Origin of the sequence: Hyalangium sp. (assembly GCF_035629615.1) — a bacterium.
Taxonomy (GTDB): Bacteria; Myxococcota; Myxococcia; order Myxococcales; family Myxococcaceae; genus Hyalangium.
The window spans coordinates 1-15,402 of sequence record NZ_DASPHO010000300.1 but is presented as its reverse complement, the minus strand read 5'-3'; the positions used below and the strand labels follow the sequence as shown (position 1 = coordinate 15,402).

Annotated in this window: 15 protein-coding genes; 13 read left to right on the top strand and 2 right to left on the bottom strand. The window is 65.8% G+C overall.

What is annotated here, in order from left to right; all coding sequences use genetic code 11:
• Nucleotides 1-118 precede the first annotated feature (118 nt).
• Nucleotides 119-1,414, bottom strand: coding sequence for a hypothetical protein (locus VD972_RS15290; protein ID WP_324987386.1), 1,296 nt, complete (start codon nucleotides 1,412-1,414; stop codon nucleotides 119-121).
• Nucleotides 1,411-2,118 (bottom strand): hypothetical protein, encoded by a 708-nt coding sequence (locus VD972_RS15285; RefSeq protein WP_324987383.1) that lies wholly within the window; start codon nucleotides 2,116-2,118, stop codon nucleotides 1,411-1,413. The genes VD972_RS15290 and VD972_RS15285 overlap by 4 nt, the downstream gene beginning before the upstream one ends.
• 162 nt (nucleotides 2,119-2,280) lie before the next feature.
• Between VD972_RS15285 and VD972_RS15280 the strand changes: the two genes are divergently transcribed.
• The 13 genes from VD972_RS15280 to VD972_RS15220 all read left to right on the top strand — a co-directional run.
• Nucleotides 2,281-2,844, top strand: coding sequence for a regulatory protein RecX (locus tag VD972_RS15280; RefSeq protein WP_324987381.1), 564 nt, complete (start codon nucleotides 2,281-2,283; stop codon nucleotides 2,842-2,844).
• 146 nt (nucleotides 2,845-2,990) lie between these two features.
• Nucleotides 2,991-4,127 (top strand): HAMP domain-containing sensor histidine kinase, encoded by a 1,137-nt coding sequence (locus VD972_RS15275; RefSeq protein WP_324987378.1) that lies wholly within the window; start codon nucleotides 2,991-2,993, stop codon nucleotides 4,125-4,127.
• A 156-nt stretch (nucleotides 4,128-4,283) separates the two neighbouring features.
• Entirely contained in the window at nucleotides 4,284-4,661 is a 378-nt protein-coding gene (locus tag VD972_RS15270; RefSeq protein WP_324987376.1) for a hypothetical protein, read from the top strand.
• A gap of 70 nt (nucleotides 4,662-4,731) precedes the next feature.
• On the top strand, nucleotides 4,732-6,036 hold the full coding sequence (locus tag VD972_RS15265; protein ID WP_324987373.1) for an IS3 family transposase: 1,305 nt from the start codon (nucleotides 4,732-4,734) through the stop codon (nucleotides 6,034-6,036).
• 151 nt (nucleotides 6,037-6,187) lie between these two features.
• On the top strand, nucleotides 6,188-7,141 hold the full coding sequence (locus tag VD972_RS15260) for an amino acid ABC transporter substrate-binding protein (RefSeq protein ID WP_324987371.1): 954 nt from the start codon (nucleotides 6,188-6,190) through the stop codon (nucleotides 7,139-7,141).
• 14 nt (nucleotides 7,142-7,155) lie between these two features.
• On the top strand, nucleotides 7,156-8,055 hold the full coding sequence (locus VD972_RS15255) for a DMT family transporter (protein ID WP_324987369.1): 900 nt from the start codon (nucleotides 7,156-7,158) through the stop codon (nucleotides 8,053-8,055).
• Nucleotides 8,052-8,534, top strand: a complete 483-nt coding sequence (locus VD972_RS15250) for a cobalamin-dependent protein (RefSeq protein WP_324987367.1) — start codon at nucleotides 8,052-8,054, stop codon at nucleotides 8,532-8,534. Before VD972_RS15255 ends, VD972_RS15250 begins: the two co-directional genes overlap by 4 nt.
• 1 nt (nucleotide 8,535) lies before the next feature.
• A complete protein-coding gene (locus tag VD972_RS15245) occupies nucleotides 8,536-9,588 on the top strand; it encodes an aspartate-semialdehyde dehydrogenase (protein WP_324987365.1) in 1,053 nt (350 codons plus the stop codon).
• Between the two features lie 47 nt (nucleotides 9,589-9,635).
• Nucleotides 9,636-10,748: a hypothetical protein gene (locus VD972_RS15240; protein ID WP_324987362.1), complete on the top strand. Its 1,113-nt coding sequence runs from the start codon at nucleotides 9,636-9,638 to the stop codon at nucleotides 10,746-10,748.
• A gap of 2 nt (nucleotides 10,749-10,750) precedes the next feature.
• Complete coding sequence (locus VD972_RS15235) at nucleotides 10,751-12,166, top strand: methylaspartate mutase (RefSeq protein WP_324987359.1); 1,416 nt, start codon at nucleotides 10,751-10,753, stop codon at nucleotides 12,164-12,166.
• On the top strand, nucleotides 12,163-13,149 hold the full coding sequence (locus VD972_RS15230) for a TauD/TfdA family dioxygenase (RefSeq protein WP_324987356.1): 987 nt from the start codon (nucleotides 12,163-12,165) through the stop codon (nucleotides 13,147-13,149). Before VD972_RS15235 ends, VD972_RS15230 begins: the two co-directional genes overlap by 4 nt.
• A 21-nt stretch (nucleotides 13,150-13,170) precedes the next feature.
• Entirely contained in the window at nucleotides 13,171-14,343 is a 1,173-nt protein-coding gene (locus tag VD972_RS15225) for a hypothetical protein (RefSeq protein ID WP_324987353.1), read from the top strand.
• A 160-nt stretch (nucleotides 14,344-14,503) separates the two neighbouring features.
• The coding region (locus VD972_RS15220; protein ID WP_324987350.1) for a GAF domain-containing protein at nucleotides 14,504-15,402 on the top strand (899 nt) is incomplete at its 3' end.

Here is a 15,402-nt window from a genome sequence, read left to right as displayed (position 1 = left end):
CTTCGCTGCGTAGTAGTCCGTGCCTGGGGGCACCTGCACAAAGGTGATGGAGCGCCCGGCCACGCGCTCGAGCCGCTGCTGTTGCGGGGAAGAGAGGCCCTCGTGCGTAATGACCAGCTCACCCACCGTATCCAGCGGGCGCGTCTGGCCGCGGAGCTGGTGCAGCAGCCTCTCCAGCCCTTGCGTCACGCGCTCGGCGTCTGCTCCACCGCCGTGCAGGTTGTTGGTCTCGAGCACCAGCGCGGTACTTCGACTTGCGTTCTTCATGCCTCGACTCCTCCTGGGATAGAGCAATGAGTGACAGGAACGTGTCCGTCCACAGCCCATGGACACGAGCGATCTCCTGGGCGGCGCGCCTTGCCTGCAGACTGCGCACGCCGCGGTCCTGCATGACGGTGGCGAGCGCCGTCGCCAGTCCGTCGAGCGCCCGGACGGGCACCACCGCGGTGAGGTGCTCCGCCGTGCGCTGCCGCGAGGCGAGGTTGCGCGCCTGCTCGGGCTGATCGCCCATCAGCACCACCAGCGGCACTCCGAGCGTCCGTGCCTGCTCCAGCGCTCCCATCCCGGCGCCCGAGACGAAGACATCCGCGGCGTGGATGACCTCATTGAAGCAGGCGTCAGCTGCCCGCCATCCGGGCCGGTGCGCGAAGGGTTCGCTCACCCCGTACAGGGCGATGTCGCGCGCGGCCAGCGAGCGCTCGATCGCGCGGGGAATCTCCTCGGCCCGGAAGTGCGGGTTCAGGTACACCGCGGCCAGTCGCTGTCCTGGGGCGAGCCCCAGCTGCCTGCGCACCTCCTCGCGCGTTCGCCGCAGCGGCGCCAGGGGCGGAGGCAGCCGCCACGCGCCTGGGCGCTCACAGGTCCCCGCTCGATCCTCAGGCTGGAGCGAGTGGACGATGCGCGCGAAGGAGCGATCCAGGAGTGCCTGCATGGCCGCCCGGTAGCGCGAGGCGACGAACTCCGGGAGCCGGCCATCGAAGTTCTGGTGTGCCGCCGCCCAGAGGTTCTCGCCCATGACGTGCACCACCCGAGGCGCTCGCGACGACAGCGAGGGCCAGAGGAGCAGGGCCGGATGGAGCGAGTCGTTCACCCACAGGTCGAAGCCATCGTCGAGTCCGCGCAGCCGCCGCAGGTCTCCCATCAGCCGGTCGGGATCGACGAAGTAGCGCAACAGCCGCCGCTCCGTGCGCGACCGGGACATCTCGTGCCGTGCGTCGAACTCGATCTGGAAGTGGTCCGAGAGCACCCGCGCAGGTGTCCCGAGCGCGTGGAGGAACCCGGCGCCCTCGTCGGTCGTGGTGACAACCTCCACCTCCACGTCCACACGCGACAGGTGCTCGCGGAGCACATGCGCCCGCATGAGGTGGCCGCGCGCGTCGGCCACGGCGAGGTAGAGAATGCGGCCGCCCCTCATCGCGCCGTCTCCATGGCACTCGGGAGGAGGAGCCAGGTCCGGAGCGCGCAGAAGAAGCCAATGCCCCACAGCACCACCGCGCCTGCGACGCCAAGCTGCCGCTCGATGCGACCGGCCCGTGCCAGGAGGAGGGCCAAAGCGCGGTGCTCCGCCGGAGTCGTGAGCCGCTCCACGGATCTCCGGCACGCCGCCGCGTGTCTGCGCTCGTCGGCCAGCGCACGCTCGAGCAGCGGCAGGAGCGGGGCCTCCGGCAGGGACTCACGCAGCACCTCCACGTGTCGCTCGAACACGCGCACGCCCATCTCCTCCATGAGTCCCGCCACGGCGAGGGCGGGGACGAGGGTACCCTTCTCGAACTGCGAGCCAGATCGTTGCACGAGCCCTACCAACCGCCGCAGCTTCCACTGGCTCACCGGGTCCATCGCTCCAGAGGCCTGGACCTCCTCTCCCGTGAGGGCGTGAAGGTGGGCGCGGAACATCTCCGCGTGACGTGCCTCCTCGGCGCGGTGGACGGAGAGCCATCGCTGGAGCCACGGGGGGGCCGTGGTGACCAGTGCTTCCAGCCATACGGCGTGTTCCGCGTGCTCTTCCGCCTCCAGGTACACACGCACCAACACCGCCTCACCCGCACGTGTGCGATGGAGCAGCCGGATCGCTGGGCGCTTCACCTGCTCGAGCAGCCACCGCTTCGCTGTTGCGTCCATGGTCCAAGAACTACACGCCCCGAATGGCAGCCGTGCGGTTGTGGCGTGAAACGTCTTTGCATGCGGTGTGAACGCCCTGTGAAAAGCCCGTCCCGCCATGCCTTGCGGCCAGGCAGGCCACTGCCGAAAGTCGGACCGGCGTAGTAGGACACACGGCCATCCATGGACAACCCGAAGGACGGACAGCGTGGCAAGCCTCAGGGGCGGCAGAAGCAGCCCCGGAAGCTGTCTCCACGCTATCTGGAGAACGCCGCGCTGTACTACCTGAAGCGGTACGCAGCGACGGTGAGCCAGCTCAAGCGTGTGCTCTTGCGGAAGGTGGATCGCTCCATCCGGTTCCATGGAGGCGATCGCGCCGAGGCGCTCGGCTGGGTGGATGCGCTCGCGGACAAGCTCATCCGCAACGGGCTCATCAACGACCAGGCCTACGCCGGACTGAAGGCACAATCGTTGCGCGCCTCGGGCCGTAGCGCTCGGGTGATCTCCCAGAAGCTGCGGATGAAGGGAGTCGCTGCGGAGATTGTCGTGCAGAAGCTGGCCGAGGCCACGGCGGAGGTGTCCGAAGACACGGCGGCACGCATCTGGGCGCGCAAGAAGCGGCTGGGTCCCTTCCGCCGCGATGCGCAGGCCCGGCAGGAGAATCGGCAACGGGATCTCGCCGCGCTGGCGCGGGCGGGCTTCTCGTTCTCTACGGCGAAGAAGATCATCGACGGAGCTTCCGAGTAATCGCCAAGGCCAGCTCGCACCCGAGCGACAGGGCCTCGCGCAGGCAGGTGCTCCAGCTACCTGGGTTCGCTAGAAGGGCAGTGCGCCCTGGAGGCGCTCGCACGCTCGGGTGCGCATGATCCGGACCGTGTTTACAGATTTGGAGCATGAGCAAGGAGCCTGCAGGAGCGGCGCCGAAAGAGGCGGGCAAGAGAGGGGGCGACCGGCTCCTTGCCAACAAGGAGCGCATTCTCACCCTCTGGGAGGAACGCCTGCGCAAAGAGGTTGCGGCTGCGGCGGGAGAGAGCCACCCCATTCTCATCAACACGCTGCCCGCGCTGCTGCGTCAGCTCGCCGAGGCGCTCTCGCCCAAGCACCCCAGACGCACTGCAACGGAGGGTAGCACCGTTGCCGAAGAGCACGGCGGCGAGCGTGTACGCATGACGCACTTCCGGCTGGAAGACGTCATCGCAGAGTACAAGCTGCTGCGCGAGGTGCTCTTTGCGGTGCTGGAGGAGAAGGAGCCCCTGGCCCCTGAGGAGCGGAACATTCTCAATGCCTCCCTGGACCAGGTCATCGCAAAATCCTGCACAGCCTACGTTCTGGTGCAGGAGGGCTTCAGGGAACAGCTCTTCGCCACCCTCGCGCACGACCTGCGTAGCCCCTTGAGCGCCGCCAAGGTCAACGCCAGCCTCATCCTGCGCAAGCCTTCGGCGGAGCACGTACCGCGCTGGGCGGTGCGTACCATTGACAGCATCGACCGTGTCGACCGGATGATTCAGGATCTGCTGGATGCCATGCGGGTGCAGGCCGGTGGCCGGCTCCCGCTCGAGCTTGAGGATTGCGATCTGGTAGACGTCGTGCGCCAGAGCGTCGAGCACCTGGAGGCCGAGCATGGCGAGCGCTTCGTCCTGGTGGCCCCAGAGCCTGTGCGAGGGTACTTCGCCTCAAAGGCGCTGCAGCGGGCTGTGGAGAACCTCGGCGGCAACGCTGTGAAGTACGGCGCCACGGCCCGGCCCATCACCGTCACCGTGCGCCAGGCACACGGGCGTGCGTTCATTGTGGTGCACAACCACGGGGGCCATATTCCTGTCGAGCAACAAGAGACGTTGTTCCGCGCCTTCCAGCGGCTACCCGAGGCGGAGAAGAGCGGTAGGCGCGGCTGGGGCTTGGGGTTGGCCCAGGTACGGGGCGTGGCAGAAGCGCACGGCGGCAGCATCGCCGTGGACAGCCTGCCCGAGCGCGGCACCAGCTTCACCGTCGACATCCCAAAGGATGCCCGTCCCTTCGAGAAGAGTCGGTGAGGGTCGCCACAGCACTCAGTAGGCCATCCAGCGCTGGGTGCAGCAAAGGGCGCGGGCGGCTGTGGTAGAGGTTGGCCGCGCAGTGCGAGGGAGGGCCGGAACCCTGGGAAGAGGCCCTGGCAGAGGGGGAGGAGCAGCCCGGGAGAGGGAACGAACGTGAGCAAGTGGGCATGGATGCTGGCGGTAGCCATGGTGACGGCAGGGTGCGGCAGCACGCGAAAGGCGGGCGACCCGTGCGAGCCGGAGAACGTAGGGGAGTGCAGCAGCGACACGGAGGTGCTGGTGTGCAACGGCGGAGTGCTGCGCGCAGTGCCCTGCCGGGGACCAAGCGGCTGCACGGAGAACAGTGCGCAGGTGGCCTGCGACTTCAGCGGCGCTCGCTCTGGGGACGCCTGCCCCCAGGGCAGCGAGGGACAGGCCGTGTGCAGCTCGGGCAACCCGAACCTGGCGCTGTTCTGCCTCAGCGGCACCTTCCAGGCCCAGGCATGCGGGGAGTGCGTGCAGCAGGGCGAGGAGATTCTCTGCGCCCCGTAGCAGGGCACCCCGGAAGGTGGAGCCGCCCTGCCCGGCAGCCGTTTCGCAAGACCCCACTTGTTACTGAACAATGCGGGGCATGCAAACACGTGACTTGTGCCGTCCCCTCAAGAGTCCGAACCTGTTCCCGCCCCGGTGTGTTCGTCACGAGCTGTGCGTCCCCTGGAATGCGCACGCTCGCCGCGCGAGGATTTCGGCCGAGCAGGTGAAGGCGCTTCGGCGCGAGGTGAGCCGCAAGGGGCAGGTGCTAGCAGAAGCGCAGGCGCTGGTGGCTTTGCTGATGAAGGGGAAGGACCTTGTGCTGGGAGGGAGGGGCCGGCTCCACAGCTTGGACGTCCGGCGCCGGGTGTGCTGCCTGGTGGACGAGGCCATTGCGAAGGGCGCGAGGCAGTCCTCTGCTTGTAGGCTGCTTGGCATCTCCGGGCGAACCGTCCAGCGTTGGCGCAAATCGGAGCTAGCCCAGGATGGAAGGCTCGAGGCTCACCGCCGTCCCACCAATCGCCTGAGCGATCAGGAGCGCGGGCTCGTGCTGGAGTTGCTCCGCTCGCCTGTCTTCGAGGGGCTCTCCCCTCGCCAGATCGTCCCGAGACTCGCGGATCAGGGCGTCTATGTGGCCTCGGAGTCCACCATGTACCGCCTCCTTCGCTCACAGAGGCGCGCCCTGCGTGGAGGCGGCACCCCCTCCTTGACGCGGCCGGGGCATGAGCGGATCGCCTCGGCGCGCAACCAGATCTGGAGCTGGGACATCACCCACTTGAGGGGCCCGAAGGGAGGGACATACTTCTACTTGTACCTGCTGATGGACGTCTTCAGCCGGCGCATCATGAGCTGGTGCATCCACCTGGAGGAACGCGCGGAGCATGCGGCTCGCTTCATTCGCGCGGCGTGCCAGGAGAACGGCGTCGAGCCAGCGGGGCTCGTGCTGCACTCGGACAATGGGCGGCCGATGAAGGGGAGCCAGATGCTGTGCACCCTGCGGGGGCTGGGGATCATCCCTTCGTTCAACCGCCCTCGGGTCAGCAACGACAACCCCTATGCCGAGGCGCTCTTCAGCACGTTGAAGCGCCACCCGGACTACCCCGCCGCGCCCTTCTCCTCGCTGGACGCCGCGCGGAGCTGGATGGCCCGGTTCGCCTCCTCGTACAACGGCGAGCACCTCCATGGGAGCCTATGCTTCGTCTCCCCCAATGACAGGTACTTCGGGCGGGAGGACTCGGTCCTGATCCGGCGGTGCGCCGTCTACGAGCAGGCGAGACGGCGCTCACCCATGCGGTGGGCTCGCGGCCTGCGGCGCTGGCTCACATCGGATCCGCCCCGGCTGTGGGTCCGCACACTCGGAGACCCGTCCCGGGCGCATGAGGGCTGTGCACGGTAGGCGACAAGTGCCTTGACACTGACCGACGCACTCAAGCGGGCTGCGCACCGGTCACGGACACGCTCCTTTGCCACGAGAACACGCTCCGTGGTGGCAGCATTGTTGTCGCTCAGAGAGGGGCTCTCTCCCGGATGGGAGACGGTAGAAGACCATGAAAAGTGAAACGCTTGAGCGCATCAAGCTGCGTGGGCGCATCCGCTGCGGCGTCAGCCGCGGCATCTACGGCATGTCCTTCCAAGAGGGGCAGCACTGGCACGGCTTCGATGTCGACTTCGGAAAGGCTATCGCCGCCGCGGTGCTCGGGGACGTGGAGAAGATCGAGTTTGTCTCGCTCAAACCAGACGAGCGGTTCTCGGCCCTGCGGGATGACCTGATTGACGTGCTCTGCTGCAATGCCACCTGTACCTTCTCGCGAGATGCGGGCCAGGGCATCTCCTTCGCCGCGATGACCTGCTACGACGGAGAGACGGTCATGGTGCACCGCAGCCTGGGTGTCATCAGCGTAAGACAGTTGAAGAACCCAACCGTCGCGCTCCAGTCCGGGACGACCACGGACATCAACCTGCAACGTTTTCTCACCCAGCACGGCATCACCTTCGCCGGGCGCTACTATTCCACGCCTCAGGAGGCCCTGGATGCCTATGCGAGGCGTGAGTGCGATGCCTACGCATTGGATCGCGTCCCGCTCACCGGCGAGCGCCAGCGGCTGGCCAATCCCGAGGACCACGTCATCCTTCCGGAGACTTTCTCCAAGGAGCCCATGGGCCCGGCGGTCAAGGCCGGAGACTCGTTGTGGGAGAAGCTGGTCCGATGGGTCATCTACCTCGTCATCGAAGCCGAGGAAGTCGGCGTGTCGTCTGAGAGCATCGACGCCCAGGTCACCAGCAAGGATCCCGGCGTGCTCAACCTGCTCAAGGCCGCCGATGGCGCCAGCCACTCGCTCCACCTGGAGCCCGGCTGGGCCTCCCGCGTCCTCAAGCAGGTGGGCAATTACCAGGAAATCTTCGAGCGCAACCTGGGCGCGAAGTCCCGCCTCAAGCTCGAGCGCGGAATGAACGCGCTCTGGTCCAACGGCGGTCTTCTCTACGCTCCTCCTTTCAAGTGAGCCCTACAGGCACCATGGATCATCAGCAAGACAAGAGTGGCGTCATCCAGCTGGTCTCGGCAATGGTGCTGTCAGGCACCATCGGTATCTTTGTCACAGAGGCGCACCAGGAAGCCTTCAACGTCGTGTTCTTCCGGTGCTTGTTCGGGGCCATCTGCCTGACAGCCTTCTGCCTGATCAAGGGCTACCTCAAGCTCTCCTATTTCACCAAGAAGACCACCCTGCTCATCGCGCTCGGCGGGGTGTGCATCGTCTTCAACTGGGTCTTCCTGTTCAAATCCTACGGGTTGACTTCCATCACGATGGGGACCGTCCTCTATCACACCCAGCCGTTCTACGTGGTCCTGCTGGGGATTCCCCTGTTCAAGGAGCGCGTCTCGCCCAGCAAGATCCTTTGGATCTGTCTGGCCTTTGTCGGCATGGTGTTCGTCACCAACCTCCAGTCAGGTGACCTGAAGGGGGCCTATGTCGAGGGAGTCCTCTACTCGCTGGCGGCCGCGTTCCTCTACGGCATTGCCACCATCGTGGCCAAGCGGCTCAAGGGCATTCCTCCGCACCTGATCGCGCTGTGCCAGATCACTCTCGGGATGGCGCTGCTGTATCCCTTCACCACGCTCCAGGCCGTGCCGCTCGCGGGCAATCACTGGTTCTGGCTGGCAGGGCTGGGTCTGATTCACACCTGCATCATGTACATCCTGATGTACTCGGCCTTCCAGAAGCTGGACACCGCGAAGATCGCAGTCCTGTCCTTCATCTACCCGGCCGTGGCGATGTTCATCGACTTCATCCTCTACGGCACCCGCCTCACTCCCTTCCAGGGGCTGGGCGTGACGCTCATCTTCTTGAGCAGCATCGCGGTCAACCGCAACTGGAACTTTGCCTTCGTGGGGCAAAAGAAAGCAGCCGTGCCATGAGTACCGAAGGTACCCAGCTCCAGACGGCAGGCCCACGCCCCCTGCAGCCCAGGGGCAAGCAGGCCGGGGGGACACGTGGCACGGTGATCCTCGGGGTTGCCGCCAGCGACACCCATGTGGTGGCCAACCACCTGATCGCCCACATGCTTCGCGAGAATAACTACGAGGTGGTCAACCTGGGGGCCTGCACACCCCTGCAGGACTTCATGGATGCCCACAAGCAGAACCCGGACGCGCTCGCCATTGTCATTGGCAGCCTCAACGGGCACGCCAAGGATGACCTGCGGGGGCTGTTGGAGCTGAGGCACCAGTATGGCATCCGCTGCCCGGTCATCCTGGGAGGCAACCTCTCCGTGGGGAGCCAGAAGGAGCTGGGCTTGGAGGACTCCTTCAAGAAGCTGGGCGTCGACATCGTGCTGAACCAACCGGAGCTGCTGGCTCAGCAGCTGCTGTCCTTGTCCTCCGCCAACAGGAGATAAAATGTCGCACAAGAAGAATCCCGTCATTGCCATCGTTGGAGCCACTGGAGCCGTGGGGACTACCCTCCTCGAGCTGTTCCAGGAGCGCTCCTTCCAGTTCAGCGAGCTGCACCTGGTGGCCTCACCGCGCTCGGCGGGCCGGATCATCGAGTTCCGAGGGCAGAAGTACCAGGTCAAGGATCTGGAGACCTTCGACTTCACCGGCATCGACATTGCCTTCTTCTCCGCGGGCACCTCCATCAGCAAGAAGTTTGCTCGGATGGCGGCGCAACAAGGAGCGCTGGTCATCGACAACACCAACGCCCACCGCATGGACGCGGACACGCCGCTGGTGGTGCCCCAGGTGAACCGGCACCATCTGCGCACCCGGCCGTCCTCCGGCATCTACGCCAACCCCAACTGCGCCACCATTCCGGTGGTGCGCGCCCTCAAGCCGTTGGATCCCGAGTTCGGCGTCAAGAAGGTCATCATCAGCACCTACCAGGCCGCGTCCGGCCAAGGGCTCACCGGCATCGACGAGCTGCGTGAGGGCACGCGCCAGCTGATGCAGGACGAGAAGAGCACGCTCCAGGCGGTGCGCTTCCAGGTGCCGCTCGCCTTCAACCTCGTCCCCAGCATTGACGCCATGCAGGAGACGGGCTTCACCCTGGAGGAGCAGAAGATGGTCCAGGAGTCTCGCAAGATCATGGAGCGCCCGGACCTGCTCGTGAGCGGCACCGCAGTGCGCGTCCCCGTGATCAACTGCCACTCCGAAGCCGTCTACTTCGAGACCGAGCGGTCGCTGTCGCTGCCGCGCATGCTCGAGCTGCTCCGAGCGGGCGAGGAGCTGCAGATCTACTCCGGCTCCGGCGCGGAGAACTACCCGACGCCGCGGACGGTCCGCAATCCGAACGACGTGCACGTGGGGCGCATCCGCGTGGACGCCCTCAACCCGAACGCCGGCTGGTTGTGGATTGTCTCCGACAACCTGCGCGTGGGCGCGGCGCTGAACGCGATTCAGATTGCAGAGGAAGTGATTGCCAACGGCCTGCTGTCGCGCAAGTCGGCGGCCTAGGGAGCCTGGTGAGGTTGACCTCACCCTCCGCTCGAGGAAGCCCCCCCATGCAGATACACGTCATGAAGTTTGGTGGCTCATCCTTCGCCACGGATCAACACTTTCATCGCGTCGCGGGCTACCTCCGGGAGCGCACCGCGGACGGCAGCAAGGTCGCGCTGGTCGTCAGCGGACTGCCTGGCGCCACCGAGGAGCTGCGTGCCAGGTGCCTGGCCCTCAACCCTGCTCCGTCGGGCGAGACGATCGACTGTCTCATCCCGCTGGCGGACACCATTGGCGCGGCCTACGCGCGGGCGGCCATCGAACGGTTGGGCGTGAAGGTGACGACGCTCTATGGCTTCCAGCTGGGGCTGCTGACGGACGCGAACTTCTCACGCGCCCGCATCCTGGAGTTTGATGCCACCCCGCTGCGCGCAGCGCTGGCGACCCACGATGTGGTGGTGGTGCCCGGCGGGCAGGCCCGTAACGCCCAGGGGCAGCAGATGTGGATGGGGAAGAACAGCTCTGACCTGTCCGCCGTGGCCGTGGCCGCCGCGCTCGGCGTCAAGCAGTGCGAGATCTATTCCGACGTCTGCGGCGTCTACTCGGCGGACCCGAACCTGATCTCCGGGACGCAGCTGGTTCCAGAGCTGTCCTACGACTCGGCCATCACCCTGTCACTCAGCGGGGCCAAGGTCATCCACCACGGCTCGGTCAGCTATGCCAGGCGCCATGGGGTGGAGATCCTGTGCCGCCTGAACCAGGACGACTACCGGGTGGGCACGCGCATCGGCTTGGGAGGCAACCCGGCGGCGGTGGTGCTCGACCACCGCTCGGTGGTCCTGGAGTTCTCGTCCCAGGCCGAGCTGGAGCGCGCCGCGGCCGGCCTGCATGACATCGAGGTGCCGGTCGTCGACCTGTCGCAGGCGGGGGAGCTGCGGCTGGTGGTCACCTGCGGATTCTTCGATGTGGAGCGGTTCCTCCGGGAGCAGAAGCTCCAGCCCCGGACGCTGGAGCGCCACCTGGCCACCGAGTTCCGGCGGGACGGAGCGGTCCTGCGCCACCTCCCCGAGAAGGCTGCGGCGCGGGAGTTCTCCCAGAAGCTGCACGATCAACTCTATTCCCAGAGTGGCCGGCTCGGGACGGCTGCGTCAGCAGTACAAACCGCCAGGAGACGCTGAGCATGGAAGAACAGACGCTGGCGTTGGATAGGAGCTATCCACACGAGCTTCCGTCTCCGCGGGAGACGGTCGAGTACATCAAGAATCTGCGCAAGGCGACCGTCCACCAGACCTTGAAGCAGGCGGACACCCGGGGTGAGCTGCTGGTTCAGCCGCGCTGTGGCGTGGGCGCGCAGCACAAGATGGCCGAGCTGCTTCAGTTCCTCGAGCGGGAGGCGCAACCGGACATCCTCTCGCTCACCATCGACGCCTACACGCGGCTGTGCCAGTTCGATAAGGCCCACACTGTTCTTCAGGAGAACCCACAGAACCTCAACGGCTATCCCCTGGTGTGCCATGGGTACAAGAAGGTGCGCGAGCTGAACGAGCTGGTGCGCGCGCCGATCGAGATTCGTCACGGCTCGCCGGACGCACGGCTGCTCTTCGAGTCGTCCCTCGCTGGCGGCATCACCTCCTTCGAGGGGGGCGGGATTGGCTACAACCTGCCGTACTCGAAGAACGTGCCGATCCGCTCCAGCATGCAGGCCTGGCGCTACGTGGACCAGCGCTGCGGCGAGCTGGCCCAGCAGGGCATCATCGTGGACCGGGAGCTGTTCGGCACGCTGACGGCGGTGCTCATCCCTCCCTCGATTGCCCTGTCGATGACGCTGCTCGAGGCACTCTGTGCTGTCCGAGAGGGCGTCAAGTGCCTGTCCATCTCCTACTGCCAGGGCGGCCACATCGTCCAGGACATCGCCGCGCTCAAGGCCATCCGCAAGATGGCCAGCAAGTACCTGCCACCAGACGTGGAGGTCTTCCCCGTGCTGCACCAGTTCATGGGAGCCTTCCCCGCCACCCGGCATGACGCCGAGGCGCTCATCCTCAAGGGCGCGGTCGTCGCCAAGAAAGGGCAGGCGACCAAGGTCATCAACAAGACGTACGAGGAGGCGCTCGGCGTCCCGACTCCTCAAGCCAACGCGCTGGGCATCTGGACGACACGGATCGTCAACAGCGCGATCTCCGACTTCGTGAAGGTCGACAGCGCGGAGGTCGACGAGGAGGTGCACTGGATCCTCCGCGAGGTGGAGGAGATCGTCGCACCCATCCTCGACCATGCGGACCTCTACCGGGCCATCGAGCAGGGGTTCGAAGCGGGGATCCTGGACATCCCCTTCAGCGCCAGCCGCTACGCCCAGTCCAGTGTCCTGCCGATGCGGGATCGCAGCGGAGCCATCCGCTACCACAACCCTGGCCGGCTCTGCCTGAGTGAGGCCACCCGGCGGCGCAACACGCAGCTCTTGCAATACACGACGGGCTCACCGTCGTTCAGCCTCTTCAAGAAGCTCACACGCGACATCATGTACTTCTCAAACCTGTCGCTGCAGGACGTGGTCGAAGTGGGCGTATCGACCCTCACCCCCAGAGGAGTATGGCCATGAAGCAACTGGCTTTGGATGACAAGCTGTCAAAGGACATGGGCTTGAAGCTGCGGTCCATCCACTCTCCCTACGAGACGTTCGAGGACTCGCTGGTGCAGGTGTACAAGATCTTCGCGGAGCTGCCGGCGAGCGTCCTCAAGGACATCATGGCCTTCTCGCGCTTCCCTGAGAGCCCGGGGGTGATGCTGCTGGAGAACATGCCCCAGGATCCGGAGCTGCCGCCGACGCCCACGGATGGCGCCCCCGTGACGAGGCGCAACACCTTCGTGGGCGAGGGCATCCTGCTGGGACTGACCCAGCTCCTGGGAGAGCCGGTGGGCTTCACTTCCGAGAAGTCTGGGAACCTCATCCACTACGTGACGCCGGTGGAGTCGGGCAGCTACACCCAGTCCAACCAGGGCTCGAAGGTCTTCCTCAACTATCACAACGACTCGATCCACGACGAGAGCGGCTTCTTCCACCGCTTCAACCCGGACTTCCTCATCCTCCACTGCATCCGCGCGGACAAGGACGGGCAGGCGCTCACCTACTACGTCGATGCGCGCGACCTGTGCAGGGCCCTTCCGGACTCCGTGGTGGAGACGCTGCGCCAGCCGGTGTTCCGCATGGCCGCACCGAGCACCTACTCGCGCGAGCGGGCCAAGGGAGGGCAGGTGTGGTCGAACCTCGTGCCGATCCTCTCGGGCCCCGCTGAGTCTCCCGAGGTCTCCATCGCCGCCAACGGCGTGAAGGGCGAGACGCCCGAGGCTCAGCAGGCGTTGGAGAAGCTGCACGCCACCTGCGATGACGAGAAGGTCCACAACAAGGTCGCCCTCAAGCCCGGCATGACGCTGCTCATCAACAACCGCAAGGGGCTCCATGCGCGCAGCGTGTTCGAGCCGGCCTTTGACGGCTCCGACCGCTGGCTGTTGCGGACCTACATCCGCCGGAACCTGTGGGAGATGCGGCACCGCTCGGTGGGCAAGCAGCGGGTATTCGCCTAGGCGAGAGACGAGGAGGCTTCCATGTTCCAAGGGTGGCGAGGGGTGGCGTTGTTGCTGACCCTGCTGGTGGCGCAGGAGGCGAGCTCCACGGAGGCTCCCTCCCTTAAGCTCGGGGGGATGCTCCGCTTCTCCTACCTGTACAAGAGCTGGGAGCCGCGCACCCAGGTGCACAGCCGTGGCGGAGACCTGGTCTTCGATACCTTCTCCCTCCGCACCCAGGCCGAGTACAAGAACCTGAGCTTGAATGCCGAGTACCGTTTCTATTCCGGGTTCTCCTTCCTGCGTTACGGCTACCTCGGCTACACGTTCTCGGACTCGCTGCAGGTGCAGGTGGGCGAGACGCAGGTGCCGTTCGGCATCCTGCCCGTGCCTTCCAACAACTGGTTCAACAACCTGACGTTCTACGTCGGGCTGGAAGACGACAGCGATATGGGCGTGAAGGCCCTGCTGAAGTCTGGGGCCTTGGATGTGCAGCTGGCCTTCTACAAAGGCGATGAGGGCAGCTTCACCGGCCGGAGCCTCAACAGCGCGCGCTATGCCTTCGACCTGGTGCGAACCACCGAGACGGAGCTCGAGAGAGCGGGCGTGCTCGGAGCGAGGACGGATCGAGAGACGAGCCAGGGGAACGTGCGCCTGGCCTACACCTTCCAACCCACCCCCTCCTTCAGGACGGAGGTGGGGCTCTCGGGGCTGGCCGGTGGCATCTACAACAGCGAGACCCAGCGGACGGGCTGGCGCTGGGCCGCGGCGGCGCACCTCAATGGCCAGTACGGGCCTTGGGGCGTACACCTCCAGGCGGTGTCCTATGCGTTCAGCTCCTCCGGCCCCATTGCCCAGGATCGTCGGTTCGTCGTCATGGGCGCGTTTGATGGGGCCTACAAGGTGGCCAGCCGGGCCCACCTCCTGGTGGCGGATGTGAGCTACACCTGGGAGCTGGCGCGGGGGCCTGTCGACTCACTGACCTTCTACAATGACCACGGCCTCATGCTGAAATCGGAGGAGAGCTTCAGCTCCTCGCAACAGAACGTCACGGGGGTCCACGTCGCCGCCGGCCCCATCCACGCCTTCATCGAGGTCGCGGCAGGCCGCAACCAACCCTTCCTGGGGCCTGACTTCGCCACGGCCCTGGCAGAGGGACGAGAGGGAGCGGGCTGGGGTTTCCGGCCCAATGTGAACGTGGGGTACTACTTCTAATCCTCGCAGAAGGGGGTGAACGCCCTCTGGAAGGCCGACGAGCTCTGCTCGCCTGGTACCGTCCAGTAGCGGTTCATTCTCGAGACTCCTGGCCACTTCGCGCTACGGTTTTCCCGGATCGCATGGAAGGCTCCTGCTCTTCGGAGCTTATCCAGCGCTCATGAACACCGACTCCTCCTTGCCAGGACAGGCCATCGACTTGGGCGACTGCTCCAAGGAGCCCATCCACATTCCGGGCTCCATTCAGCCCCATGGAGTGCTGTTCGCGCTGAGCGAGCCCGAGCTGACAGTCACGCAGGTGAGCACCAACACGGCCGACCTCTTCGGGCTCCAGGCAGAGTTGCTGCTGGGGCGCCCTCTCGCTGAGCTGCTCGAGAGGGCCTCGCTGGGCCAGCTGACGGAAGCGTTGCGGAGCCACCAGCCTCAGGAGAGCAATCCGCTCCCGATCACGGTCGGCCGGCGCACCTTCGATGGGATCGTTCATCGTCATCAGGGCGTCACCCTCCTGGAGCTCGAGCCCGTCCCTCCCGCGGAGGAGCATCACGCGTGGCCTCTCCCTCGCCTTCTCCAGCGGGCCATCGCCCGATTGCAGGCGGCGAAGAATCTCCGCGAGCTCTGCGATGCGGCAGCCGCTGAGGTGCGCCGGCTCACGGGCTTCGAGCGGGTCATGGTCTACCGCTTCGATGAGGATGACCATGGTGAAGTCCTCGCCGAGGACATGCTGGAGGGCTTGGATCCGTACCTCGGGCACCATTATCCCGCCTCGGACATTCCCCAACAGGCTCGCCAGCTCTACCTGCGCAACTGGCTGCGGATCATCCCTGACAGGGAGTACAGGCCCGCTCCCATCATTCCCAGCCTGCGGCCTGATAGCCAGCAGCCACTCGACTTGAGCTTCTCCGTTCTCCGGAGTGTCTCGCCCATTCACATCGAGTACATGCGGAACCTGGGTGTCCGGGCTTCCATGAGCATCTCGCTCGTCCACAGGGGCAGGCTCTGGGGCCTCATCTCTTGCGCGAACCACTCCTCCCCGAGGTACGTCCCTTACACGCTGCGGCT